This window comes from Microbacterium sp. GCM10027623 (assembly GCF_042666935.1).
Lineage (GTDB): Bacteria > Actinomycetota > Actinomycetes > Actinomycetales > Microbacteriaceae > Microbacterium.
The window spans coordinates 475058-497743 of record NZ_JBHTHE010000002.1 but is presented as its reverse complement, the minus strand read 5'-3'; the positions used below and the strand labels follow the sequence as shown (position 1 = coordinate 497743).

Genomic DNA, 22686 nt, shown 5'->3' with positions numbered 1-22686 from the left:
CGAGCCGCCTATTCTGCTGTTCGTTCCCGCGAGGCGGCGTCCGCCGCGCCCGTACCCGCTCTGTTCTTCTCGACCCATCCCTCGATGTTGCGCTGAGGGGCCACGCTCATGGCGAGGGCGCCTGCCGGGACGTCCTTGCGGACGACGGCGCCTGCACCGGTCTTCGCACCGGCTCCCAGCCTAACGGGAGCCACCAGCACCGTGTGCGAGCCGGTGTGCACCTCGTCGCCGATCTCCGTGCGGTGCTTGTGCACGTCGTCATAGTTCGCCGTGATGGTGCTGGCGCCGAGGTTCACATGCCGGCCGATCGTGGCATCGCCCACATACGACAGATGCGGGACCTTGCTGCCCTCCCCGATCTCGGCGTTCTTGGTCTCCACGTACGCGCCGATCTTGCCGTCCGCGCCGAGCACGGTCCCCGGCCGCAGGAACGAGAACGGGCCGACGGTGGCACGCGCGCCGATCACCGCGAGGTTCGCATCAGTGCGCTTGACGACGGCGTCCTCACCGACCTCGCAGTCCACGAGTGTGGTGTCAGGGCCGATCGTGGCGCCCGCCCCGATCACCGTGGCGCGCAGGATCTGCGTGTTCGGCAGCACCGTGACATCCGGGGCGAGGACGGCGTCGTCGTCGATCCAGGTCGTCGCGGGGTCGATGATCGTCACGCCCTCGCGCTGCCACCGCCGCACGATGCGATGGTTGAGCACGCGTCCGGCCTCGGCGAGCTGAGCCCGGTCGTTCACGCCGAAGGTGGATGCGGCGTCGTCCGCGATCTCGGCGGCGACCGGTTCCGCATCGCCGCGCAGCAGGCCGATGACATCCGTGAGGTACATCTCGCCCTGGGAGTTGTCCTGCCCCACGCGCGCGAGGTACCTGCGCAGCAGCGGCGCCCGGAACACGTACACGCCGGCGTTGATCTCGGTGACGGCCGCCTCGTCGTCGGTGGCGTCCTTCTGTTCGACGATCCGCTCGACGACGCCGTCGGCACCGCGGATCACGCGGCCGTAGCCGGTCGGATCCTCGACGTGGGCGCTGAGCAGCGTCGCCGCGGCCGATGCCGCCCGATGCCCGGCGATGAGCGCCTCGAGGGTGTCCGCCTGCAGCAGCGGCACATCGCCGGAGAGCACCAGCACGTCACCGTCGAAGTCGGCGGGGAGCGCATCGAGGGCCACCTGGACGGCGCGACCGGTGCCGGGGATCTCGTCCTGGTCGACGATCTCGGCATCCGGGTAGTGCTCGGCGAGCGTGGCGACCACCTGATCGCGCTCGTGGCGGACGACGACCTCGATGTGCTGCGCACGCAGGGCGCGCGCCGTTCCCAGAACATGGCCGACCAGCGGCCTTCCGCCGATATGATGCAGCACCTTCGGCAGGCGCGACTTCATGCGGGTGCCCTGGCCTGCAGCCAGGACGATGATCGCGAGCGTGTTCTCCGTCATGCTCCGCCGCCAGGACTCGAACCTGGACCTAACAGCTCCAAAGGCTGTCGTGCTGCCATTACACCACGGCGGACCGCGACCGCGCCGACAGCTCAGCCGCCTGACAAGTCTGCCACGCCTGCAGCTGTGACCTTCGACAGAGGCTGTGACCGCCGCACGGCTCGGGGACCCAGCCGGGTGCGCGATGATGGACGGATGAGCGAGGCGGATGAGGTCGATCGGATCGTCAGTGCGTGGAACGTGCAGCGACCCGACTTGGATTTCTCCCCTCTCGAAGTGCTCTCGCGCATGGACCGGCTGTCGCGCCAGCTCGATCGGGCACGACGCGAGGTGTTCCACCGCAGCGACATCGAGCCGTGGGAGTGGGACGTGCTGTCCGCCCTGCGCCGCGCGGGTGCGCCGTTCACACTCTCTCCGAAGCAGCTCCTCCAGCAGACCCTGGTGACCAGCGGCACGATGACAAACAGGATCGACCGGCTCGTGGGACGGCGGTTCGTCCGCCGTGAGGCGGCTCCGGGCGACGGACGCAGCATCCTGGTCATCCTCACCGACGACGGCAGGGTGCGGGTGGATGCCGCCATCACCCGTCTCGTCGACGCCGAAGCGGAGATGCTGCGCGCGCTTCCGCGCGCCGACCGCGACCGACTCGCGGCCCTGCTGCGCAAGCTCAGTCTGAGCTTCGACTCATGACCCGGTACGCAGCCGATGCCGGGGGGCGGCGCTGATGGCGATGGCCTCCCCGCTTCCGGTGCGCGACGGCGTCGGTGCGACCCGGCTGCACCTGCCGATGTCGGGCCCCTGGCCCACGGTCGGCGCCTTCATGTCCGAACGGTTCTTCCATCTCGACACCGAGCGACTGCTGGACCGCTTCGATCGCGGCGAGATCGTGGCGGCCGACGGCTCCGCACTGGCGCGCGAGACGCCATTGGGGGTCCATGAGTTCGTCTGGTACTACCGGGAGCCCCCCGTGGAGAGGGAGATCCCGTTCGAGATCGAGGTGCTGCACCAGGATCGTGATCTGGTGGTGGTCGACAAACCTCATTTCCTGCCGACCACACCGGGGGGCAAATACGTGCAGAACTCCGCACTGGTGCGGCTGCGCAAGCTGCTCGACATCCCGGATCTGGCGCCGATCCACCGGCTGGACCGTGCCACCGCAGGGCTGCTGATGTTCGCGGCCCGGGCGGAGGTGCGCGGCGCCTACCAGCTGATGTTCGAGAAGAGGGAGGTCGAGAAGGCGTACGAGGCCGTCTCGGCGCTGCCCGTCGGATGGGATGCCGCGGCACCGGCGCTCGACGGCCGGCCGTTCCCTGTCGTGTACCGCAACCACATCGAGAAGCAGCGCGGACGCGTCTGCGTGCACGTGGACCCCGATCGCGAACCCAACTCCGAGACGCTGATCGAGCTGATCGACGCCGACGAGCGGGTGATCCACACGCTGCTGCGCCCGCACTCCGGCAAGATGCACCAGCTGCGCGTGCACCTGGCCGCCCTCGGCGCGGGGATCCTCAACGACAGCTTCTACCCCGAGTTGCTGCCCGAGAGCCCCGACGACCACGCCAGGCCTCTCCAGCTGCTGGCTCGCGAGCTGCGGTTCGTCGACCCGATCAGCGGCGCACCGCGAGTGTTCACGACCCGGCGGACCCTGCAGGACGCGCCCCGCGCTCGCTGATCAGGTGCGTCAGCGCCGCATGGCCTTGCGGGCGAGCTTCGTGCCCAGCAGCTGGACCAGATGCACGAACACGACGATGAGGATGATCGCCACCCACATCACGACCGGTTCGAACTTGCGGAAGCCGTAGATCTGCGCGAAGGCGCCGAGGCCGCCGCCGCCGATCAGACCCGCCATGGCCGTCATGTCGATCAGGGCGACGACGATGAACGTGTAGCCGAGGATGAGCGGGCCGAGCGACTCGGGAATCGCGACCGTGAGCAGTATCCGCCAGGGTCCGGCGCCCATCGCACGGGCTGCCTCGATCACGCCGGGCGGGACCGAGACGAGGTGCTGCTCGACGATGCGGCCGATCGCGAAGGCCGCGGCGATGCCGATCGCGAAGGCGCCCGCGGTGGTGCCGATGCCGATGCCGATCACGGCACGGGTGACCGGTTGCAGCACAGCGATGAAGATGACGAACGGAATCGGACGGAAGAAGTTCACCAGCAACTCGAGCAGGCCGTTGATGAGGCGGTTCTGCATGAGTCCGCCGGGCCGGGTGACGTACAGACCGACACCGAGGATCGTGCCGAGGATGCCGGCCAGCACGAGCGCGTACGTGGTCATGTACAGCGTCTCGAGTGCGGCATCCCAGAACTCGGGCCACAGCTCGTTGAGGCGATCCATCAGAGTGCCCCTTCCTGGATCTCCGTGACGGTCACGTGTGCGCGGATCCGGTCGAGGACCGCGTCGAGAGTGCCGGCCTCACCGCGGATCGCGAGCGTGAGGTGGCCGAAGGCGCGACCGCGGATGTCGTTGATGCCGCCGTACACGAGCTCGAAGCCGAGACCGGCCTGGGCCAGCTCGAGCAGCACCTGCGCCTGGGAGGAATCGCCGTCGCGGAACGAGAACGTCACCAGCCTGCCCTGGTGGCGCTCGCGGAGCGCCGCCGCCTCCACAGGGGTCGGGATGCCCTTGATGACGGTGCCGACGAAGCGCTGCGAGGCCGGGTTCTGCGGGTCCGAGAAGACCTGGAACACGTCGCCCTGCTCGATCACGCGGCCGTGCTCCATGACGGCGACCTTCGTGGCGATCGTCTGGATGACGTCCATCTCGTGCGTGATGACGACGATGGTGACGCCCTGCTCCTCGTTCACGCGCTTGAGGAGGTCCAGCACCTCGTGCGTGGTCTGCGGGTCCAGGGCGCTGGTGGCCTCGTCGGCCAGCAGGATGGCGGGCCGGGTGGCGAGCGCGCGTGCGATGCCGACGCGCTGCTTCTGTCCGCCGGAGAGCTGTTCGGGGAAGGCCTTGGCCTTGTCGGCGAGTCCGACGAAGCGGAGCAGCTCGGTGACCCGCTCATCGATGTCGGCCCTCGACCAGCCGGCGAGTTTGAGCGGATAGGCGATGTTCGCCCGCACCGTCTTGGAGGAGAACAGGTTGAACTGCTGGAAGATCATGCCGATGCCGCCGCGCACCCGGCGCAGTTCGCGCTCGGAGAGCGCGGTGATGTCGACGCCGTCGACCGTGATGGTCCCTGCACTGGCGGGCTCGAGGGCGTTGATCAGGCGCACCAGGGTCGATTTGCCGGCCCCGGAGTAGCCGATGATGCCGAAGATGTCGCCGGCCTCGATGTCGAGGCTCACCCCGTCGACCGCGGTGACGAGGGCGTCGCCCTTGGACGCGGGCGGGTACGTCTTCGTGACGTCGGCGAGGGTCACGATGGCCATGTGGTTCTCCCTGTGTGTGCGGGAATCCTGCGAGCGCGGGAATCGGGCGGTGCGATATGCGCACCGCCCGATTCTTCCGCAGTTCTGGGCTTGAGTGGGCTCAGCCCTGCGCCGCGGTGTCCTTCTCGACCTTCGTGAGCGAGGACTCCAGGTCTGCGACAGGCGTCTGCAGCGGCACGATGGTGTTGCCGGACGCCTCGGCGAGACCCTCCTGCACCTTCGGGTCGTTCTGGAAGATGTCGACCAGCTTGAGGTAGGTCTCGTTGTCCTTGTCCTCGGCGCGGGCGGCGAAGATGTTGACGTAGGGCAGCGCGTTCGCGTCGGACGGGTCGTCCTGCGCGATGGCATCCTCGAACTTCAGGCCGGCCTGGGTGACGAAGTCGTTGTTGATGATCGCCGCGGCGACGTCCGGCAGCGAGTTCGGGATGAGCGCCGCCTCGAGGGCGATGACCTTGACCTTCGACTTGGCCTCGTCGACATCCGACAGGTCGGAGAAGATCGTGCCGCCGCTCTTGAGCTCGATGAGCCCGGCGGACTGCAGCACGAGCAGGGCGCGTGCCTGGTTCGAGGCGTCATCGGGGACCGCGACGCTCTCGCCCTTCTTGATGTCCGCGACGTCGTCGACCTTCGTCGAGTACAGACCGAGGGGGTAGATGCCCGTCGAGCCGATCGGCACGAGATCCTCGCCCGAGGCCACGTTGTAGCCGGCGAGGTAGACGATGTGCTGGAACTGGTTGAGGTCCAGCTCTCCCTCCGTGAGTGCGGGGTTGGGCTGTTCGTAGGAGCCGAAGTCGACGAGTTCGACCTCGATCCCCTCCTTCTCGGCCGCCGCCACGAACGCGGGCCACTGCGGGTCGCTCTTGCCGACGACGCCGATCCTCACGGTTTCATCGGCGGAGCCGCCGGACGGCTGGGATTCGGGGCTCGAAGCGCAACCCGCGAGGGATGCGATCAGGGCGACCGCTGCTGCGGCGGCCGCGAGGGTGGTGGTGCGACGGGACATGATTCGGGTTCTTCCTCTCGTGGGGGACTCCGAAACGGTATGCGCGCATACACGATTCGACCGAATCACGTCGTCACATGACGTCACAGCACGGGCGGACCCGCCGGGGACGCGCCCGGATGCTCCGGTGCTGAGCCGAAGGGGTCTGTCTGCCCGTCGTCGACGGGCACTGTCGCCGACATCGCGTCGAAGAATGCGGACACCACCGCGCGATCCTGGGGCGAGAGCGCGGCTACCACCTCGAAGCGCCGGGCATGCGCCCGTCCGACGCTTTCTCGCGCCGCCGACCGCGTCTCGTCCGTGACCTCGACCGTCAGACTCCTGCGGTCCGTCGGGTGAGGTCGTCGAAGCACATGCCCGCCGCGCTCGAGCCGGTCGAGCAGCTTCGTCGTGGCCGCGGTGGAGATGGCGAGGTGGCCGGCGATCATCCCCGGCGTGACCGGGACGCTCTGATTGCGCGCGGCGATGAGGAGTCTCAGCGCACGCATGTCGGTCTCCCCCAGCCGCATGTACCGCTGCGATGCCTGGCTCAACCGTCGTTCTGCCTCGCTCCACCGCCGCATGGCGTTCAGCACGCGCACCACCCCGGCTACCTCGGATGGCGGCAGGTGCGACCGCCGCACCAGACGCTCTTCGGGGTCGTTGACCAGCGGGTCGTGCATCACGACGCTGTCAACCCCCTGGGGAATCTCATCGGACATGGAGAGAATTTTACCTCGCCCAGTTGATACTTACTAGAGCAGTAGCTAGCCTAGTTAGCAACACGAGGGAGAGTGAAGTGACCGAGACACGGGAGCGGGTCGTTCTGCTGGACGAGCAGGGACGACCGTGCGGGGCCGCCCGCAAGGACGAGGTGCACCACGAGGACACGCCCCTGCATATGGCCTTCTCCTGCCATGTCGTGGATGATCACGGCCGACTGCTCATCACTCGACGCGCGCTGGAGAAGGCGGCATGGCCCGGCACCTGGACCAACGCGTTCTGCGGGCACCCGGAGCCGTTCGAGCACATCCCCGATGCCGTCGTGCGCCGCGCGCGACAGGAACTCGGTCTGGAGCTGAAGGATCTCCGCCTCCTGCTGCCCGACTTCCGCTATCGCGCGGTCGACGCGTCGGGAATCGTCGAGAACGAGATCTGCCCCGTGTACATCGCACGAGCGGCATCGACGCCTCAGCTCAACCCCGACGAGACGATGGATGCGCAGTGGGTCGAGCCGGAGGATCTCGCAGACGCTCTCGCCTCCGCCCCCTGGGCCTTCAGCCCGTGGTTGGTGCTGCAGGCCAAGGAGCTTTCGGCGGGAGCCGAGGAGATCAGCGCTGACGCCTGGCGAGGTGCGGCATGAGCCTCGACACCGCCACCGACGCACAGGAGATCGAGCGCACCATCGAGGAGTTCTTCGACGAGCGCATCTCCCGCGCGCAGCATCTGGGCCCGCAGTACGAGCGACTGTGGCGAGGCGTGGAGGAGGCTGCGCGCGGCGGCAAGCGCGTGCGTCCGCGGATGCTGCTGATGACCCACGACCGCCTCGGCGGACGCGACTCCCGCTCCGCCCGGCTCGCCGCCGCCGCGTTCGAACTGCTCCACACCGCGCTGCTGCTGCACGACGACGTCCTGGACGGCGATCTGGTGCGCCGGGGGCGCCCCAACCTGGCCGGCGGGTTCACCGCTGCGGCCCTCGACGCCGGTCACGGCTCGGACACGGCCAGGGCGTGGGGCGCCGCGTCGGGCCTGCTCGCAGGTGATCTCCTGATCAGCGGTGCGCACGCACTGGTGTCGTCGATCGAGAGTCCGGCACGAGCCGCAGTGCACCGGATCATCGATGACGCCCTCATGATCACCGCTGCGGGCGAGCACGCGGACGTCGGGTTCGCCCTGCGCGTGATGCGCGCCGACGGGCACGACATCCTGCGCATGATGGAGCAGAAGACCGCGGTCTACTCCTTCGCCGCCCCGCTGCGCGCCGGAGCGATCCTGGCGGGAGCGCCGGAGGAGACCGGAAGCGCAGTGGGCAGGATCGGCATCGGCCTGGGCGTGCTCTACCAGCTTCGCGACGACATGCTCGGCGTCTTCGGCGACGAGGCGCGCACAGGCAAATCCACCCTCGGGGATCTGCGCGAGGGCAAGCGCACGCTCCTGGTCGCCTTCGCCGAGGGCAGCCCCGAATGGGACGAGGTGCTCCACCTGTTCGGCAGAGCCCCCCTCGACGCGGCGGACGCGGATCGGCTGCGGGCCGCGCTGGTCGCCTGCGGCGCGGCAGACCGGGTGCAGGAGCTCATCGCCCGCCGGCTCGCAGAGCTCCGCGCTGCCATAGCGGACGCACCAGTGCCCCCCGCACTGCGCCAGGAGCTCACCCGCATCGCGATCCGCTGCGCGGAGCGAGACTCGTGAGCGCGCCGCACGGACTCGCCCTCTACACGCGTACGGCACGGCGGATGTCTCGGCAGGTGATCGGGGCGTACTCCACGTCGTTCGGCCTGGCGAGCGCCATGCTGCCCCGACGCCTCCGTACGGGCATCGCCGACGTCTACGCCCTCGTTCGGGTCGCCGACGAGCTCGTCGACGGCCCCGCCGCCGAGGCGGGTCTCGGGCTGGACGGCGTGCGCGCGCTTCTCGATGACCTGGAGAGCGAGACGGTGAATGCCATCCGCACCGGCTTCAGCGCCAACCTCGTCGTGCACGCCTTCGCCGCCACCGCACGCGACAGCGACATCGACGCCCGGCTGGTGAGGCCGTTCTTCGCGTCGATGCGGATGGACGTCGCGGACGGTGTCGCCCTGGACGAGCCCTCCTACCGCCGCTACATCCACGGCTCCGCCGAGGTCGTCGGAGAGATGTGCCTGCGCGTGTTCATGCAGGAGAGGGAGGGACTGGTGATCGACGAACATCTGGAGGAGGGCGCCCGTCGGCTCGGCGCAGCCTTCCAGAAGGTGAACTTCCTGCGCGACCTGGCGGACGACTCCGGGCGACTGCACAGGGCGTACATCCCGGGTCTGGATCCCCGCGCGTTCGACGATGAGGACAAGAACGCCGTGGTGGAAGAGATCGCGCGCGACCTGGCGGTCGCGAAGGGCGCGATCGCGCGCCTGCCGCCACGATCGCGGCGGGCCACCGCCGCAGCGGCGATGCTCTTCGACCGTCTGAACAAGCAGATCCGGGAGATGCCCGCGGCACAACTGCGGCGGAGTCGGGCGTCCGTTCCCCTGCCGGTCAAGGTCGGCATCCTGGCATCGGCAGCGGCCGGACGGGGCAGCGCATGACCCGTCGGGCAGTGGTCATCGGCGGAGGGATCTCGGGGCTCGCGACGGCGGCGCTGCTGGGCAGGGAGGGCATGCAGGTCACCCTGGTCGAGTCGCGGGACGAACTCGGCGGCCGAGCCGGACGCTGGCAGCAGGACGGGTTCACCTTCGACACCGGGCCGTCGTGGTACCTGATGCCCGAGGTGTTCGATCACTTCTTCGCACTGCTGGGCACCTCTGCCGCGGAGCAGCTCGATCTGGTGCGGCTCGACCCCGCATACCGGGTGTACTTCGAAGGGCAGCGGGCGCCGTTCGATCTGCCCGCAGAGGCGGCGCGGGATGCGCTGGTCGCGCTGGATCCCGACGCCACCGCCCGACTCGACGCGTACCTCGCCTCGGCCGCCGAGACCTACCAGCTCGCCACCTCGACGTTCCTGTACAGCACCTTCCGTTCACTGCGCCCGCTGCTGACGCGAACAACGCTGCGCCGCCTCCCGACGCTCGTGCGTCTGCTCACCGAATCGCTGGAGCGGCGCATCCGGCGCCACAGCCGCGACCGGCGGGTGCAGCAGATCCTCGGCTACCCGGCGGTGTTCCTGGGTACGTCCCCCGCAGCCGCGCCCGGGATGTACCACCTGATGAGTCACCTCGACATCGGTCAGGGCGTGATGTACCCGCGCGGCGGGATCGCCGCGGTGATCGACGCGATCGCCGCGCTGGCCGTCCGCGAAGGCGTCGCGGTGCGCACCGGCTGCCGGGCACGGCGCATCGTCGTGGAGCACGGAGCGGCCGTCGGCGTGGAGGTGCAGGTCTCCGACGGTGCCCACGAGCGCCTGCCTGCCGATGTGGTGGTCTCCACTGCGGACCTGCACGTGACCGAGCGCGAGCTGCTGGAACCTGAGCACCGCAGCCGGAGCGAGACGTGGTGGCAGAGCCGCGATCCCGGACCCGGCGCCGTCCTGGCCCTGCTCGGAGTGCGCGGCGAGCTTCCGCAGCTCGCCCACCACACCCTGCTCTTCACGCGTGACTGGGAAGAGGGGTTCGCGGCGATCTACGGCACGAACCCTCGTATTCCGGATCCGGCATCGATCTATGTCTGCCGGCCCAGTGCCACCGACGACGTGGCCCCGGCGGGGCATGAGAACCTGTTCGTGCTGATCCCGGTGCCGGCCGACACCGGCATCGGCTCCGGCGGTCTGGACGGCGTCGGCGACCCGCGCGTGGAGGCGACTGTGGATGCCGCGGTCGACCAGCTCACGCAATGGTGCGGCATCCCCGACCTGCGTGAGCGGATCGTCCTCCGGCGCAGCATCGGACCCGCCGATTTCGAACGCGAGTACGGGGCGTGGAAGGGCGGTGCCCTCGGACCCGCGCACACGCTGCGTCAGAGTGCGTTCCTGCGCGGCGCGAACATCTCCTCGCGCGTGGACGGTCTGCTGTACGCGGGCGCGACGACGATCCCCGGCATCGGACTGCCCATGTGCCTGATCAGCGCGGAGCTGGTGGTCAAGCGCCTGCGCGACGACCGCTCGGCGGGACCGATGGCGGTGCCTCTGTGAGCCTGGTCTATCTCGGCGCTCTGCTCGTCTCACTCGCCGGCATCGTGCTGCTGGATGTGCGGCACCGGCTGTTCCTGGGGCGCGATGCGGCCCGGGCATCGATCGTGCTCGGGATCGGCGTCGCCTTCTTCCTGCTGTGGGACGCCGCCGGCATCGCGCTCGGGATCTTCTTCCGCGCCGACGGCCCCTTCTCGACCGGGATCCTGCTGGCACCCGAGCTGCCGCTGGAGGAGCCCGTGTTCCTCCTGTTCCTCTGCGAGCTGAGCATGGTGCTGGTCTGCGGCGCGCAGCGCGTGCTCGCGCGGCGCAAGGAGCGCGGATGAGCTATCTGATCCTGTGCGTGGGCTTCCTCGTCGCGGCGATCGTGCTCGCGCTGATCGTGCGCCGCAAGGACACCGCGCCCTCGTTCGGCGCCGTGGCGGTCGCCGCGGTGATCGTGCTCGCGCTGACCGCCGTCTTCGACAACGTCATGATCGCGGCCGGACTGTTCGCCTACTCGGATGCGCACATCTCCGGCATCCGCATCGGCGCTGCGCCCGTCGAGGACTTCGCCTACCCGCTGGCGGCCGTGATCCTGCTCCCGGCACTCTGGTCACGACTGGGGAGACACCATGATCGGTGACCTGCTCACTGCCTCGCGTCCCCTCAGCTGGATCAACACGGCGTACCCGTTCGCCGCCGCCTACCTGCTCGTGGCCCGCGAGGTGGACGTCCGGCTGATCGTCGGGACGCTGTTCTTCCTGATCCCCTACAACCTCGCCATGTACGGGATCAACGACGTCTTCGACTACGCCTCCGATCTCGCGAACCCCCGCAAGGGCGGCGTCGAGGGTGCGCTGCTGGCGCCGGAGCGCCACCGAGCCGTCCTGCTGATCGCGGCACTCCTGTGCGCGCCGTTCGTCATCGCCCTCGTCCTCGCCGGCTCCCCCGCCTCCTGGCTCGTCCTGGCCATCAGCCTGTTCGCCGTGGTGGCCTACTCCGCTCCCCCGTTCCGCTTCAAGGAGATCCCCGTCCTGGACTCGGTCACCTCGAGCGTGCACTTCGTGAGTCCTGCGGTGTTCGGCGTCGCTCTCGCCGGCGGGGCGGCGACGCCGGGGCTGGCGGTCGTACTCGTCGCGTTCTTCCTCTGGGGTGTGGCCAGCCACGCCTTCGGCGCGGTGCAGGACGTGGTGCCGGACCGCGAAGGGGGCATCTCATCGATCGCCACCGTGCTCGGCGCGGCGCGGACGGTGCGGCTCGCACTCGCGTGCTGGACCGTCGCCGGCCTGCTCATGCTCACCACCGGATTCCCCGGTGCCCTCGCCGCCGTGCTCGCTCTGCCGTACTTGTGGGCGGCGGGCCCGTACCGGCGCGTCGAGGATGCCGAATCCGCGCGCGCCAACCGCGGCTGGAGGCACTTCCTGTGGATCAACTACGCCTGCGGATTCGCCGTGACGATGCTGCTGATCGTGTACGCGGTGCGCACGGCATGACCGGGCAGGCGGCCGCTCCGACCGGCGCAGAAGCCCCGCTGCGGGCGGTCCCGCGAGCGGACGGCGCGCGCCCCCGCGCGCTGGTCCTCGGCGCGACCGGGTACATCGGAGGGCGGCTGGTGCCGAGGCTGCTCGAAGCTGGCTATCGGGTGCGGGTGCTGGTTCGGTCCGCGGACAGGATCCGCGCGCTGCCCTGGTCGGACCGGATCGAGCTCGTCACGGGCGATGCCGCCGATCATGAGGCAATGGCTGCCGCATGCGCCGACGTGGATGTGCTGTATCACCTGGTGCATTCGATGAGCGGTGGTGCGGACTTCGTGCGGCTCGACCGCCGCATAGCCCGCAACGTCGACCGCAGCGCGCGGGCGAGCGGTGTGCGCCGCATCGTCTACCTGGGGGGCCTGCACCCCGAGGGCGTCCCGCTCTCGCGTCATCTCGACTCGCGCCGGGAGGTGGGCCGGATCCTGCAGGAATCCGGCGTCCCTGCACTGGTGCTGCAGGCCGGGGTGGTGATCGGCTCGGGGTCGGCGTCCTTCGAGATGATCCGGCATCTCACCGAGGTCCTGCCGTACATGCCCGCGCCGAGATGGGTGCGCAACCGCATCCAGCCGATCGCCGTCCGCGACGTGCTCCACTACCTGCTCGCCGCCGCCCGGGTGGAGCTCGCGTCGAGCCGGACCGTGGACATCGGCGGACCGGACATCCTGCGCTATGGGCAGATGATGAACGGCTACGCCGTGGAAGCCGGGTTGCCGCAACGCGGGATCGCCGCCATCCCGGTGCTGACGCCCCGACTCGCTTCGCTGTGGGTGGGCCTCGTGACGCCGGTGCCCTGGCAGATCGCACGGCCGCTGGTGGAGTCCCTGCAGCATCCCTGCGTGATGCGCGATCACGAGATCGACGACATCATCCCCCCGCCGTCCGGAGGTCTGACCCCCTACCGCGAGGCCGTCCGATTGGCGCTGGGGAGGATCGCAGTCGACGAGGTGGAGACGAGCTGGGTGGACGCGACGGTCCCGCGCTCGCCGAGCAGACCGCTGCCGAGTGATCCACGCTGGGCCGGGCGCACGGTCTTCACCGACCGGCGCGCCCGCAGCTCGCACGCCTCCCCCTCGGCCGTCTGGGCCGTGATCATGCAGATCGGCGGTGTCAACGGGTGGTACTCCGCACCGCTGCTGTGGGCGCTGCGAGGCGTACTCGACCGACTGCTCGGCGGTGTCGGACTGCAGCGCGGTCGACGCCGGCGCGACCGGCTCGCCGTCGGCGATGCCGTCGACTTCTGGCGCGTGGAGCACGTCGAGCCGGAGAGGCTGCTGCGCCTGCGCGCGGAGATGCGTCTTCCGGGGTCCGCGTGGCTGGAGCTCGGCGTGGAGCCGGTCGCCGGTGGCGCCGAGTACTGGCAGCGCGCGGTCTTCTTCCCTCGCGGGCTCAGCGGCAGGCTCTACTGGCTGGCGATGCTCCCGTTCCACGGCCTCATCTTCAGCGGTATGGTGAGCCGCATCATCTCGACGGCAGAGGATGATCCGCACATCCGGGATCCCCGGCTCAGCCGACCTGCTCGCTGAGCTCCAGCCACTGCGTCTCGTTCTCCTCGACCTCGGCCTGGAGCGCACTGATGCTCTTCATCTTCTCGGCGAGGCCCGCGTAGTCCGCCTGGTCGTGCTCGGCCAGCGCGTGCTGGGCCCTGTCGATCTGCTGGGTGAGCTTGTGGATCCGTCGTTCCAGAGCGGAGATCTCCTTCTGCACGGCGCGCAGGTCGGCGCCGGAGAGCGCGGCGGAGGCCGGCGGAGCCGACGCCGACGCCGGCCGCGGGGATGGGGCCGCCGCGCGCAGGCGCAGGTACTCGTCCACGCCGCCGGGCAGATGGCGCAGTCGGCCGTCCATCACGGCGTACTGCTGGTCGGTGACGCGCTCCAGGAAGTACCGGTCGTGCGAGACGACCAGCAGCGTCCCCGGCCATGAGTCCAGCAGATCCTCGATCGCGGCGAGCATGTCCGTGTCCATGTCGTTGGTGGGCTCGTCGAGGATGAGCACGTTGGGCTGATCCAGCAGCACGAGCAGCAGCTGCAACCGGCGCTGCTGCCCTCCCGAGAGGTCCTTCACCCGCGTGGACAGCTGGGCGGAGCTGAAGCCGAGCCGCTCCAGGAGCTGCCCAGGAGTGAGATCCTGCGCCTTGGACCCGGCGCCGAACGTGTACGAGGTCCTCAGGCCCTCGATCACCGTGCGCACCGGGTCGTCCCAGTGCTTCTCCAGCTCGTCGATGCGCTGCGTGAGCGTGCGCACCTGCACGGTCTTGCCGCGCTTGACCCGGCCGCTGGTCGGCTCGACGGTACCGGCCACCAGGCCGAGCAGCGTCGACTTGCCGGCGCCGTTCACGCCGAGGATCCCGGTGCGCTCACCCGGCGCGATGCGCCACTCGACGCCCCTGAGCACTTCGTGGCCGTCATAGGCGACCCCGGCCTCGAGCAGGTCGACGACGTCCTTGCCGAGCCGGGAGGTGGCCAGCGACTGCAACGAGACGCTGTCGCGGATCTCCGGGACGTCGGCGATCAGCGCGTTCGCGGCGTCGATGCGGAACTTCGGCTTCGCCGTGCGCGCGGGGGCACCACGGCGCAGCCATGCCAGCTCCTTGCGGGCGAGGTTCTGCCTCTTCGCCTCGGTGGCGGCCGCCATCCGGTCGCGCTCCACGCGCTGCAGGATGTACGCCGCGTATCCGCCCTCGAAGGGCTCCACGATGCGGTCGTGCACCTCCCACGTGGCGGTGCAGATCTCGTCGAGGAACCAGCGGTCGTGCGTGACGACCAGCAGCGCACCCGAGCCGCGCGCCCAGCGGGTCTTCAGATGCTGTGCCAGCCACGTGATCGCCTCGACGTCGAGGTGGTTGGTCGGTTCATCCAGGGCGATGACGTCCCAGTCGCCCGTGAGCAGTGCGGCAAGGGCGACACGCCGCCGCTGCCCGCCGCTGAGGTCCGCCACGGGAGCGTCCCAATCGAGATCGGCGACCAGGCCCGCGATCACGTCGCGCACCTGGGCATTCCCCGCCCACTCGTGTTCGGGGGTGTCCCCCACCACCGCGCGGCCCACGGTCAGAGCGTCGTCGAGCGTGTCCGCCTGGTCCAGCACCCCGATCGTCGTGCCACCGCGCACGGTCACGCGCCCGCCGTCGGGTTCGCGCCGCCCCGCCAGCATTCCGAGCAGACTCGACTTGCCGTCGCCGTTGCGTCCGACGATGCCGATCCGATCGCCCTCCTCGATGCCGAGGGTGACCGAATCGAAGACGATGCGGGTGGGGTATTCGAGGTGGAGCCCTTCGGCTCCGAGAAGATGTGCCATGTCGTCTCCAGGCTAGCCGCCGAACGCTGCGAACCACCCCCGCGCGCGACGGCGCAGGTCAGGCGGCGCGGCGGCCGGTGTCAGGCATCCGCGGGCCAGACCGCGACGATCACCTTGCCGGAGGCGTCGGAGTCGCGGGCCGTGGCGAACGCCGCCACGGCGTCGTCGGCGGCGAACTCATGGGTGATCACGTCCTCGATCGCGGGGTTCGCGGCGAGCCGGCGGACCGCCTCATCGATCTCGTCCTTGAAGCGGAACGAACCCGACCAGCGCACCTCCTTCGCGATGAAGGGAGCGATGTTGATCGGCCGAGGCGCATCCGGCACCATGCCCACCTGCACCACGGTGCCGCCGATGCGCACCGCGCGCAGCGCCGTGGAGACGGATGCCGCGACACCGGAGCACTCCAGGACCACGTCGTAAGCGTCCCCCGGAACCTCCTGGCTCGTCACGTCGAAGGTCTCGGTCGCGCCCAGCGCGCGAGCGCGCCGCAGCGGTCCCGCGAAGACGTCCGTGGCGTGGACCTCGGCGCCCGAGCCGACCGCCGCGGCGACGGCGAGCAGTCCGATCGGGCCCGATCCGGTGACGAGGACCCGCCTGCCGGTCACATCGCCGGCCTTGCCGAGCCCGTGCAGCGCCACCGCGAGCGGCTCGGCGAGAACCGCCCGGCGCACGGGCAGTCCGGCCGGGAGAAGACGCACCATCTCGCGCGCCACGAGCAGCTGCTCGACCAGGCCGCCCTGCGTGTGCGGCCACGTGGACGCGCTGCCCAGATAGGCGCCCCCCGGCCACAGATGCGGATCGTCGGCGATGTCGTCGCGGGGCGTGCCGAACGTGGCAGGGTGGACCGTGACGGCCGTGCCTGGCGCCCATTCGCCACGCGGATCGAAGTCGATCCGGCCGGAGACCTCATGCCCGGGGATGAGCGGCTCCCGCACCTGGAACGCACCGTTCGCGCCCTCGTAGTAGTAGTGCAGGTCCGACCCGCACACGCCGACGTAGTCGATGCGCACGCGCACCTGACCGGCATCCGGTTCGGGGATCTCGACCTCGCGCACGGCGAAGGTCTCCTTCTTGTCGATGTAGACGGCACGCATGATGTTCCGGACTCCTCCTGCTTCTTCTTCGGGTCGGCCGTCAGACGACGGCGGTCATACCGCCGTCGATGAAGATGTTCTGCCCCGAGACGAACGACGAGGCATCCGAGCACAGGAACAGCAGGGCGCCGTTCAGCTCGTGGAGTTCCCCCCAGCGGCGTGCGGGGGTGCGCTGGGTCAGCCAGCCGGTGAAATCCTCGTCTGCGACGAGGGCGCTGTTCATCTCGGTGGCGAAGTAACCCGGCGAGATGGCGTTCACCTGCACGCCGTGGCCCGCCAGGTCGGCTGCCATGCCCTTGGTGAGCTGGACGACGCCGCCCTTCGTCGCCGAATACGGCGCGATGGTCTGCCTGGCCAGAAGCGATTGGACGGAGCCGATGTTGACGATCTTGCCTGAACCGCGCGCGACCATGCCGGGGGCGACGAACCTCGCGACATAGAACACGCCGCTGAGGTTCGCCGCCACGACGTCGTCCCAATCCGAGACGGCGAACTCGGTGAAGGGCGCCCGCCTCTGCACCCCCGCGTTGTTGACGAGGATGTCGGGCACACCGGTCCGCGCCACGAGATCCGAGATCGCGGACTCGACCGCCCCCGCATCCGTCACATCGAAGGTCACCGCCTCGGCCCGGCGCCCGGAGAGCTCCTCGGCCTCGCGGCGCGCATCCTCGACGGCGGCACCGTCGCGGCCGTGCACGACGATGCGTGCACCCGCGCGAGCCAGCGCCATGGCGAGTGAGCGGCCCAGCCCGCGGGACGAGCCGGTGACCAGCGCCAGCCGGTCGGTCACATCGAAGAGCTCCGACATGTTTCCTCCAGAGGACGAGCGGGACGGACCCGGGTGAGGGCGGGCGACTAGAGCAGGGAGACCAGGCTGTAGACGATCAGCACCAGCACGAATGCGAGCACCGACTCGAGAGCCTGCTGCACGGTCCAGGTCTTCAGCGTGGTCTTGACGTCCATGCCCATCAGGCGACCGACCAGCCAGAAGCCGGAGTCGTTGACATGTCCGGCGAAGACCGAGCCCGCCGCCGTGGCGAGCGTGATCGCCGCGATCTGCAGCGGATTGAAGTCCCCGGCGAGCACGGCCGGAGACGCCAGCCCGGCGGCCGTGACCAGCGCGACCGTGGCGGAGCCCTGCGCGAGACGCATGACGACCGCGATGATGTACGCCGCGAAGATGATCGGCAGCCCCAGGTCGCCGAGCACCTGCGACAGTGCGTCGCCGATTCCCGACGCGCGCAGGACGCCACCGAACATGCCACCGGCTCCGGTGATCAGGATGACCGAGGCGACCGGTCCGAGGGACGAGTCGACCAGCTTCTCCAGCGCGGTGCCCTTCTCACCGCGCCGCGTGCCGAGAACGACGAGGGCGACGAGAACGGTGATGAGCAGAGCGACGTACGAGTTGCCGAGGAGGATGCCGATCTGGACGAGGATCTGGTCCTTGGAGACCGCGCCCACGGAGGCGAGGGCGCTGAGCCCGGTGTTCAGGAAGATCAGGACCATCGGCAGCAGCAGAAGCAGGATGACGGTGCGCGGCTTCGGCGGGTTCGCGGGCTGATCGGGGTCGATCTCGCCGAACAGGGAGGGCACCGGCAGGACGAGCCGGGTGCCGATGAACTTTCCCCACATGTACCCGGAGACGTACCAGACCGGGTACGCGATGATCAACCCGACGAGCAGGACGAGGCCGAGGTTCGCACCGTAGAGCTCGGTCGCCGTGACCGGACCGGGGTGCGGCGGCAGGAAGACATGCATCACGGAGAACGCGGCGGCGGCAGGAAGACCGAACAGCAGCACGCTCTTGGTGCCGGAGACCCGGCGCGCGACGGCGAAGATGATCGGGAGCATCATCACCAGGCCGGCGTCGAAGAACATCGGGAACCCCATGATGAGCGAGGCGATGCCGAGCGCAAAGGGCGCCTTCTTCTCACCGAAGATGTCGACGAGGCGGTCGGCCAAAGCCTTCGCGCCGCCGGAATGCTCGATCAGGGCTCCCAGCATCGCCCCCAGCGCGACCAGCAGCGCCACGCCGGCGAGCGTGCTGCCGAACCCGCCCAGCAACGTGTCGGTGATCGCCGAGATCGGCACCTGCGCCGCGACCGCGGTGAGCAGCGAGACGATGACCAGCGTCAGGAACGCATGCAGCTTGAAGACGATGATCAGGAGGAGGATGAGCGCGATCGCCCCGACCGTGATCAGCAAGAGCGGTGTCACCCCCAGGGTCTGTGTCCAGTCTTCCATCGGAATCTCCGTTGATCGGGCGCCCGTTCGGCGCTTGTGGATGAGATGCACAGAAGACCTCTGTCGTGGATCTTCCCGGGCCATCCTGACACAATGATCATATCTTTGGCAAGGTTTCGTAGTATCTTTGAGAACGCAGCCCGAGGAGGAGCTCATGGGTCGACCGTCTCACCGTTCAGTACTGGAAGACCTCGGGATGCGCATCGCGGCGGGTGAGCTCCCCGCGGGCCGGGTGCTCACCCTCGCGGAACTCGAGCAGCACTACCGGATCTCACGCACCGTGATCCGGGAGGCCGTCCGCGTGCTGGAGGCCATGGGGATGCTCGTATCCCGCCGACGTGTCGGAATCACCGTGCAGCGTGTCGAGCGCTGGAGCGCCCTGGACGCCCGCCTCATCCGCTGGCAGCTGCAGGGACCCCACCGCGAGCAGCAGATCGCCGTGGTCACGGAGTTGCGCTGCGCGGTCGAGCCCATCGCCGCACGGCTCAGCGCGGTGCGCTCCAGCGACGCCGAGCGCTCCGAGCTTCTGCGCCTGGCGAGCGTGCTGGAGACGCTGGGCGCCCAGGGAAGAGGCGACACCGAGGACTACCTGTCGGCCGACGTCGCCTTTCACGACCTGATCCTGGATTCCAGCGGCAACCTCATGCTCGCCGCGAACAAGCCCGCGATCGCCGCCATCATCACCGGCCGCTCGCGTGCCGGCCTCACGCCGGCGACGCCGGATGCCGCATCGCTGGGAAACCATGTGCAGGCCGCGCACGCCATCGCACGAGGAGATGCCGATGCGGCCGAACGTCATGCCCGCGGCTACGCGGACATCGTGCTCGACGAGGTCCGCTCGACCGGGTAAGCCTTTCGTCCGGACGAACGAACGCGGTCCTCATCTCCTGTCCGCCGACACGAAGGGGTCGCGGGGTGGTCGCGCCTAGGGTGAGGCCATGGAAAGCCACGAAGAGGTAGCTGCGTTCCTGCAGAGCGAGCTCACGCGGCGCGCGGCGCAGAGAGGCGTCCCCGGCGCCGCCGTCGCCGTCGTGCTGGATGACGAGATCATCGATCACGCCGTGGGCGTCCTCAGCACCGCGACCGGTGTGGAGGCCACGCCGGAGTCGGTGTTCCAGATCGGCTCGATCACCAAGGTGTGGACCGCGACGCTCGTCATGCAGCTGGTCGACGAGGGCATCGTCAGTCTGGACGAGCCCGTCATCACTTACCTGCCCGACTTCCGCCTCGCCGATCCGGTGACCACGGCGGCGATCACCGTGCGCCATCTCCTGAGCCACCAGGCGGGTTTCGAAGGCGACGTCTTCACCGACACCGGCCGTGGCGACGACGCCATCGCCCGCTTCGTCGACCTGCTCGCGGAGATGCCGCAGATCTTCCCCCCGGGGACGATGTTCTCCTACAACAACGCCGGCTACATCGTCCTCGGACGGCTCGTGGAACGCCTGCGGGGAACGACCTGGGAGCAGGCGCTCGTCGAGAGGATCGCGACGCCGCTCGGTCTGGAGAGGGTCTCCCCCAGCCCGTACGAGGCGATCGTGCACCGCGTCGCGGTCGGCCACGTCGGCCCCGATGAGAGCGGGATCCCGAAGCCCGCTCCGTTCTGGGCGATGGCCCGCTCGAACGAGCCGGCCGGTTCCATGCTGGCCATGACCGCCCGTGATCTCGCGGGCTTCGCTCGGATGCATCTGGCCGGGGGCACGGCCGCCGACGGCGCGGTCGTGCTGTCGCCGGACTCCGCCGCCGCCATGCACACCCCGCAGGTGCACCTGCCCCGCGTCGCCGGGATGGGCTCTGACTGGGGGCTGGGCTGGGAGATCGACCGGGTCGGAGAGCCTGCCCTGTTCGGCCACGACGGGAACACCGTCGGACAGGCGTCGTTCCTGCGCATAGCCCCCGCTGCGGGCGTGGCCGTCGCCCTGCTCACCAACGGCGGGGACGGTGCGGGGCTGTTCCACGACATCGTCGATGAGCTCCTGAGCGAACTGGCCGATGTGCGCCTGCCCGAGCGGCTCGAGCCGCCCGCGGAGGCTCCGTCGATCGACGCCGGTCGCTACGTCGGCGTCTACGAGAACTCGATCGTCGAGATGGAGTTCTCCGCCGATGCCGACGGGCGGATCTGGCTCGAGCAGCGTCCGAAGGCGATGCTGCTCGAACTCGGGGAGCAGCCCTCCCGCGAGGAGCTCATCGGGTTCCGCGATGATTCCCTCATCATGCGCAACGAGCAGAGCGGCATGCACATCGTGTTCGCCTTCCTCGCGCCCGATGACGACGGCCACCACTCGTACGTCCACTTCGGACGTGCCCTCTCACGTCAGAAGGTATCGAAATGACACCGACCCGAACTCTCACCGCACCAGTCCTCGCGGTCAGCGCCCTCGCCCTCATCCTGAGCGGATGCTCCGCATCCGGCGGCGGCGGGGCGTCGAATCGCGAACCTGTCGAGGGGGCCACCTTCACCCAGGTGCTCAACGCCGACCCCGGCAATCTCGACCCGCAGATGTCCGCGGCGAGCGCGCTGTTCGATCTGAGCCTGTTCGCCTACGACTCCCTCGTGAGCGTGAACGACGACGGAGAGACCGAGAGTCAGCTGGCGTCCGAATGGGACATGGACGGCCTGACCGCATCACTGACGATCAAGGACGGCATCCTCTGCAGCGACGGCACGGAGTTCACCGCGCAGACCGCCGCAGACAATCTCAACTGGGTCTCGGACCCGGCGAATCAGAGCCCCTTCCTCGGCGCCTTCCTCCCCGCCGGCGTCACCACCGTCGCCGACGGCGACACCATCACGCTGACACTCAGTGCGCCGGCTCCCTTCCTGTTCCTGGGCCTGTCGAGTCTTCCGATGGTGTGCGAGGCCGGGCTGAAGGACCGTTCGACGCTCGCTGCGGCGTCGAACGGAACCGGTCCGTATGAACTCGCCGAGGCCGTGCCGAACGACCACTACACCTTCACGCTGCGCGAGGAGTACGCATGGGGTCCGGACGGCGCGACCGTCGACGTGCCCGGCATCCCCGCCAAGGTGACCCTCCGCATCGTCGCTGACGGGACCACTGCCACCAACCTGCTCCTGTCCGGAGAGGTCAACGCGGCGCAGATCACCGGCCCCGACGCGGACCGAGCACTCGCTGCGGACCTGTTCTCCCTGGAGGCGACCGCTGTGACCGGTGAGCAGTGGTACAACCACGCCGAGGGCCACCCGACCAGCGATCCGGCCGTGCGCATGGCGCTGACCCAGGCCGTCGACCTCGACGAGCTGTCCAAGGTGATCACCGCCGGCAAGGGCGGTCCCGGCACCGCTCTCGCCACCGTCGACCCGCGCGGCTGCACCTTCGAATCGGTGCCCGGATCGCTGCCCGCCTTCGATGTCGACGCGGCGGAAGCCGCGCTCGAAGAGGCCGGCTGGATCGCCGGAGCGGACGGCGTGCGGGTCAAGGACGGCGAGCGCCTGAGCATCGTCTTCCTGTACAACAACAGCGTCGGCGCCCAGGGCACCGCTGCGGCCGAGCTCGCGATGGACGCCTGGCAGAAGATCGGCGTCGAGGTCGACGGCAGGCAGCAGGACGAGCCCGTCCTGCTCGACGCGCTCTTCGGCACCGGCGCATGGGACGTGAGCTGGGTCACGCTCAGCGTCAACAGCCCCGACCAGATCGTCGGATTCATGAGCGGACCGGTGACGCCGGAGGGTTCGAACTTCTCCGCCATCCAGAACGCCGACTACGAGGCGGGCGTGGCCGAGGCGGTGCAGCTGCCGGGAACCGAAGGCTGCCCCAGCTGGCAGGCCGCGGAGACCGCGCTGTTCGAAGCCGCGGATCTGGTGCCGTTCGCGAACTCGACCATCCACATGTTCGGCAACGGCGCCGAGTTCGAGTGGCTCGGGCAGATCGCGCCCACCAGCATCCGGATGCTCGGCTGA

22 protein-coding genes and 1 tRNA gene are annotated in these 22686 nt (G+C 69.4%); 13 read left to right on the top strand and 10 right to left on the bottom strand.

All coding sequences use genetic code 11. The annotated features are described in order from the left end of the window. Positions 1-8 precede the first annotated feature (8 nt). Together glmU and ACFQY2_RS09690 are read right to left on the bottom strand one after the other, a co-directional pair. Positions 9-1439, bottom strand: coding sequence for a bifunctional UDP-N-acetylglucosamine diphosphorylase/glucosamine-1-phosphate N-acetyltransferase GlmU (glmU, locus tag ACFQY2_RS09695; protein ID WP_378745569.1), 1431 nt, complete (start codon positions 1437-1439; stop codon positions 9-11). Position 1440: 1 nt separating this feature from the next. Next, a tRNA-Gln gene (locus ACFQY2_RS09690) sits at positions 1441-1512 on the bottom strand. 122 nt (positions 1513-1634) lie between these two features. Between ACFQY2_RS09690 and ACFQY2_RS09685 the strand changes: the two genes are divergently transcribed. Both ACFQY2_RS09685 and ACFQY2_RS09680 read left to right on the top strand, forming a co-directional pair. Next, entirely contained in the window at positions 1635-2129 is a 495-nt protein-coding gene (locus tag ACFQY2_RS09685) for a MarR family winged helix-turn-helix transcriptional regulator (RefSeq protein WP_378745568.1), read from the top strand. Between the two features lie 40 nt (positions 2130-2169). Further along, a complete protein-coding gene (locus ACFQY2_RS09680; RefSeq protein ID WP_378746152.1) occupies positions 2170-3111 on the top strand; it encodes a pseudouridine synthase in 942 nt (313 codons plus the stop codon). Positions 3112-3120: 9 nt separating this feature from the next. Here ACFQY2_RS09680 and ACFQY2_RS09675 read toward each other — a convergent pair whose 3' ends face one another. From ACFQY2_RS09675 to ACFQY2_RS09660, 4 genes are all read right to left on the bottom strand, one after another. Further along, positions 3121-3780, bottom strand: a complete 660-nt coding sequence (locus tag ACFQY2_RS09675) for a methionine ABC transporter permease (protein WP_378745567.1) — start codon at positions 3778-3780, stop codon at positions 3121-3123. Then, the gene (locus ACFQY2_RS09670) at positions 3780-4820 is read right to left on the bottom strand and encodes a methionine ABC transporter ATP-binding protein (RefSeq protein WP_378745566.1); all 1041 of its coding nucleotides are present in this window, start codon (positions 4818-4820) and stop codon (positions 3780-3782) included. Before ACFQY2_RS09670 ends, ACFQY2_RS09675 begins: the two co-directional genes overlap by 1 nt. Before the next feature lie 100 nt (positions 4821-4920). Beyond that, positions 4921-5823 carry a MetQ/NlpA family ABC transporter substrate-binding protein gene (locus ACFQY2_RS09665; RefSeq protein ID WP_378745565.1) on the bottom strand — a complete coding sequence of 301 codons (903 nt, stop codon included), beginning with the start codon at positions 5821-5823 and terminating at the stop codon, positions 4921-4923. Between the two features lie 83 nt (positions 5824-5906). After that, positions 5907-6524 (bottom strand): MarR family winged helix-turn-helix transcriptional regulator, encoded by a 618-nt coding sequence (locus tag ACFQY2_RS09660; RefSeq protein WP_378745564.1) that lies wholly within the window; start codon positions 6522-6524, stop codon positions 5907-5909. Between the two features lie 77 nt (positions 6525-6601). Between ACFQY2_RS09660 and idi the strand changes: the two genes are divergently transcribed. Genes idi through ACFQY2_RS09620 form a run of 8 tightly spaced genes read left to right on the top strand, consistent with a single transcriptional unit; the run spans position 6602 to position 13655 of the window. Beyond that, entirely contained in the window at positions 6602-7165 is a 564-nt protein-coding gene (gene idi / locus ACFQY2_RS09655; protein WP_378745563.1) for an isopentenyl-diphosphate Delta-isomerase, read from the top strand. Next, complete coding sequence (locus ACFQY2_RS09650; protein ID WP_378745562.1) at positions 7162-8211, top strand: polyprenyl synthetase family protein; 1050 nt, start codon at positions 7162-7164, stop codon at positions 8209-8211. Before idi ends, ACFQY2_RS09650 begins: the two co-directional genes overlap by 4 nt. Continuing rightward, positions 8208-9080 (top strand): squalene/phytoene synthase family protein, encoded by an 873-nt coding sequence (locus ACFQY2_RS09645; RefSeq protein WP_378745561.1) that lies wholly within the window; start codon positions 8208-8210, stop codon positions 9078-9080. Before ACFQY2_RS09650 ends, ACFQY2_RS09645 begins: the two co-directional genes overlap by 4 nt. Then, complete coding sequence (gene crtI, locus ACFQY2_RS09640) at positions 9077-10618, top strand: phytoene desaturase family protein (RefSeq protein WP_378745560.1); 1542 nt, start codon at positions 9077-9079, stop codon at positions 10616-10618. The genes ACFQY2_RS09645 and crtI overlap by 4 nt, the downstream gene beginning before the upstream one ends. Further along, positions 10615-10941 (top strand): lycopene cyclase domain-containing protein, encoded by a 327-nt coding sequence (locus ACFQY2_RS09635; protein WP_378745559.1) that lies wholly within the window; start codon positions 10615-10617, stop codon positions 10939-10941. Before crtI ends, ACFQY2_RS09635 begins: the two co-directional genes overlap by 4 nt. Continuing rightward, entirely contained in the window at positions 10938-11240 is a 303-nt protein-coding gene (locus ACFQY2_RS09630; RefSeq protein WP_378745558.1) for a lycopene cyclase domain-containing protein, read from the top strand. The genes ACFQY2_RS09635 and ACFQY2_RS09630 overlap by 4 nt, the downstream gene beginning before the upstream one ends. After that, entirely contained in the window at positions 11230-12090 is an 861-nt protein-coding gene (locus tag ACFQY2_RS09625; protein WP_378745557.1) for a prenyltransferase, read from the top strand. Before ACFQY2_RS09630 ends, ACFQY2_RS09625 begins: the two co-directional genes overlap by 11 nt. Continuing rightward, the gene (locus ACFQY2_RS09620) at positions 12087-13655 is read left to right on the top strand and encodes an SDR family oxidoreductase (protein ID WP_378745556.1); all 1569 of its coding nucleotides are present in this window, start codon (positions 12087-12089) and stop codon (positions 13653-13655) included. The genes ACFQY2_RS09625 and ACFQY2_RS09620 overlap by 4 nt, the downstream gene beginning before the upstream one ends. Here the strand turns inward: ACFQY2_RS09620 and ACFQY2_RS09615 are convergent. The 4 genes from ACFQY2_RS09615 to ACFQY2_RS09600 form a co-directional block, all read right to left on the bottom strand. Then, positions 13636-15423: an ABC-F family ATP-binding cassette domain-containing protein gene (locus tag ACFQY2_RS09615; RefSeq protein WP_378745555.1), complete on the bottom strand. Its 1788-nt coding sequence runs from the start codon at positions 15421-15423 to the stop codon at positions 13636-13638. The genes ACFQY2_RS09620 and ACFQY2_RS09615 overlap by 20 nt on opposite strands. A gap of 80 nt (positions 15424-15503) precedes the next feature. Further along, positions 15504-16520 (bottom strand): zinc-binding dehydrogenase, encoded by a 1017-nt coding sequence (locus tag ACFQY2_RS09610; RefSeq protein WP_378745554.1) that lies wholly within the window; start codon positions 16518-16520, stop codon positions 15504-15506. Positions 16521-16560: 40 nt separating this feature from the next. Continuing rightward, on the bottom strand, positions 16561-17328 hold the full coding sequence (locus ACFQY2_RS09605; RefSeq protein ID WP_378745553.1) for an SDR family oxidoreductase: 768 nt from the start codon (positions 17326-17328) through the stop codon (positions 16561-16563). 47 nt (positions 17329-17375) lie between these two features. After that, a complete protein-coding gene (locus ACFQY2_RS09600) occupies positions 17376-18767 on the bottom strand; it encodes a GntP family permease (protein ID WP_378745552.1) in 1392 nt (463 codons plus the stop codon). 154 nt (positions 18768-18921) lie between these two features. On the opposite strand from ACFQY2_RS09600, the gene ACFQY2_RS09595 reads away from it, so the two are divergent. The 3 genes from ACFQY2_RS09595 (at position 18922) to ACFQY2_RS09585 (ending at position 22686) form a co-directional block, all read left to right on the top strand. Continuing rightward, positions 18922-19617: a FadR/GntR family transcriptional regulator gene (locus ACFQY2_RS09595; protein WP_378745551.1), complete on the top strand. Its 696-nt coding sequence runs from the start codon at positions 18922-18924 to the stop codon at positions 19615-19617. Between the two features lie 88 nt (positions 19618-19705). Then, on the top strand, positions 19706-21100 hold the full coding sequence (locus ACFQY2_RS09590) for a serine hydrolase domain-containing protein (RefSeq protein ID WP_378745550.1): 1395 nt from the start codon (positions 19706-19708) through the stop codon (positions 21098-21100). Continuing rightward, positions 21097-22686, top strand: coding sequence for an ABC transporter substrate-binding protein (locus ACFQY2_RS09585; protein WP_378745549.1), 1590 nt, complete (start codon positions 21097-21099; stop codon positions 22684-22686). Before ACFQY2_RS09590 ends, ACFQY2_RS09585 begins: the two co-directional genes overlap by 4 nt.

Bases quoted from the DNA above. Each gene is read 5' to 3' on its own strand.
- ACFQY2_RS09585 (WP_378745549.1), top strand. From the start codon at position 21,097: ATGACACCGACCCGAACTCTCACCGCACCAGTCCTCGCGGTCAGCGCC.
- ACFQY2_RS09600 (WP_378745552.1), bottom strand. From the start codon at position 18,767: ATGGAAGACTGGACACAGACCCTGGGGGTGACACCGCTCTTGCTGATC.
- ACFQY2_RS09605 (WP_378745553.1), bottom strand. From the start codon at position 17,328: ATGTCGGAGCTCTTCGATGTGACCGACCGGCTGGCGCTGGTCACCGGC.
- ACFQY2_RS09685 (WP_378745568.1), top strand. From the start codon at position 1,635: ATGAGCGAGGCGGATGAGGTCGATCGGATCGTCAGTGCGTGGAACGTG.
- ACFQY2_RS09675 (WP_378745567.1), bottom strand. From the start codon at position 3,780: ATGGATCGCCTCAACGAGCTGTGGCCCGAGTTCTGGGATGCCGCACTC.
- ACFQY2_RS09615 (WP_378745555.1), bottom strand. From the start codon at position 15,423: ATGGCACATCTTCTCGGAGCCGAAGGGCTCCACCTCGAATACCCCACC.
- ACFQY2_RS09620 (WP_378745556.1), top strand. From the start codon at position 12,087: ATGACCGGGCAGGCGGCCGCTCCGACCGGCGCAGAAGCCCCGCTGCGG.
- ACFQY2_RS09610 (WP_378745554.1), bottom strand. From the start codon at position 16,520: ATGCGTGCCGTCTACATCGACAAGAAGGAGACCTTCGCCGTGCGCGAG.
- ACFQY2_RS09660 (WP_378745564.1), bottom strand. From the start codon at position 6,524: ATGTCCGATGAGATTCCCCAGGGGGTTGACAGCGTCGTGATGCACGAC.
- ACFQY2_RS09650 (WP_378745562.1), top strand. From the start codon at position 7,162: ATGAGCCTCGACACCGCCACCGACGCACAGGAGATCGAGCGCACCATC.
- ACFQY2_RS09625 (WP_378745557.1), top strand. From the start codon at position 11,230: ATGATCGGTGACCTGCTCACTGCCTCGCGTCCCCTCAGCTGGATCAAC.
- crtI (WP_378745560.1), top strand. From the start codon at position 9,077: ATGACCCGTCGGGCAGTGGTCATCGGCGGAGGGATCTCGGGGCTCGCG.
- glmU (WP_378745569.1), bottom strand. From the start codon at position 1,439: ATGACGGAGAACACGCTCGCGATCATCGTCCTGGCTGCAGGCCAGGGC.
- ACFQY2_RS09680 (WP_378746152.1), top strand. From the start codon at position 2,170: ATGGCCTCCCCGCTTCCGGTGCGCGACGGCGTCGGTGCGACCCGGCTG.
- ACFQY2_RS09595 (WP_378745551.1), top strand. From the start codon at position 18,922: ATGGGTCGACCGTCTCACCGTTCAGTACTGGAAGACCTCGGGATGCGC.
- ACFQY2_RS09670 (WP_378745566.1), bottom strand. From the start codon at position 4,820: ATGGCCATCGTGACCCTCGCCGACGTCACGAAGACGTACCCGCCCGCG.
- ACFQY2_RS09590 (WP_378745550.1), top strand. From the start codon at position 19,706: ATGGAAAGCCACGAAGAGGTAGCTGCGTTCCTGCAGAGCGAGCTCACG.
- ACFQY2_RS09665 (WP_378745565.1), bottom strand. From the start codon at position 5,823: ATGTCCCGTCGCACCACCACCCTCGCGGCCGCCGCAGCAGCGGTCGCC.
- ACFQY2_RS09630 (WP_378745558.1), top strand. From the start codon at position 10,938: ATGAGCTATCTGATCCTGTGCGTGGGCTTCCTCGTCGCGGCGATCGTG.